Genomic DNA, 1,082 nt, shown 5'->3' on the forward strand with positions numbered 1-1,082 from the left:
ACCAATAGTTAATTTTTCCCAACTGTAACTAGCACCGGTAAACAATGAGTAGGTCCACTCTGTTAACGATTTACCGCCGTAGGTCTCATACTGGTGGAAATTCTTTCTAACTCGAGGACTAACAGTAAAACTTATCCCCCAATGTTCGAAGCTAACTGGAATAGCTAATCTAAATGCAGTTTGTAATTTGTCATTACGAGATGCTTCAGATGTGGGGATTGTAAATTGCCCACTTGCACTAATTTTTCCACTTTCACCAAATTCATATAGTTTCGAGTAACTAAGCCCTATTACAGAATCGGTAGCAAATGTTCCTACTTCATCGTCTAATGCTCGGTAACCACCCGAAGATATATGTAACGGACCCGCTGATATTACAAGTTATACAAGATGCATCGTTTTCATTTTGTGTTGATTCAGCTGACTCACTAATATTCCCTACACTATTTCCTTCTTCTGCATAAACAGAAAAAGTAAACATCGTGCTTAACAATATTGCGAGTGGCTTCACCTTCCACTTTATTGTGTTATGCATACTTTTAACTTCCATGAATGTAAGTTCAATTAATGAACTTTATTTAAATAGCCCATCAAATTTGAGGTGAACGAATACCTCAATATTTTCACTAAATATTGATAGACCTTTTAGCAACAAAGCCTTGTTGCCAAATTACTTTACAATTGATTTACAAATTTTCTTTGTATTATTTTGTACAGTTTTGTATTTATTCTAAGATTTCTTATTATGCTTTCTATTATTAGGGTGTGTAATGGGTATTGCTGAAAGTAGCTTTTGTGTATATTCGTTTTTCGGATTGTTATACAACTCCATTGCAGAGCCGTATTCCACAATTTTTCCAAAATACATCACAGCCACATCGTCTGATACCTGTTTAACTACAGACAAATCATGAGAGATAAAAATAATAGCGAGGTTCATCTCCTTTTGTAGCCCTAGCAATAAGTTAATGATTTGAGCTTGAACCGATACGTCTAGTGCCGACACAGACTCATCACAAATAAGCAGCTTGGGTTTTAGGGCTATTGCTCGAGCGATGCCTATTCGCTGTCGCTGGCCGCCG

Annotated in this window: 1 protein-coding gene; it reads right to left on the reverse strand. The window is 36.7% G+C overall.

The window, feature by feature from the left end; all coding sequences use genetic code 11:
* Positions 1 to 730 precede the first annotated feature (730 nt).
* Positions 731 to 1,082: ABC transporter ATP-binding protein (locus tag KIV40_RS30550; RefSeq protein ID WP_285353037.1), on the reverse strand; the 352-nt coding region annotated here is incomplete at its 5' end.

Source organism: Vibrio sp. D173a (assembly GCF_030248475.1).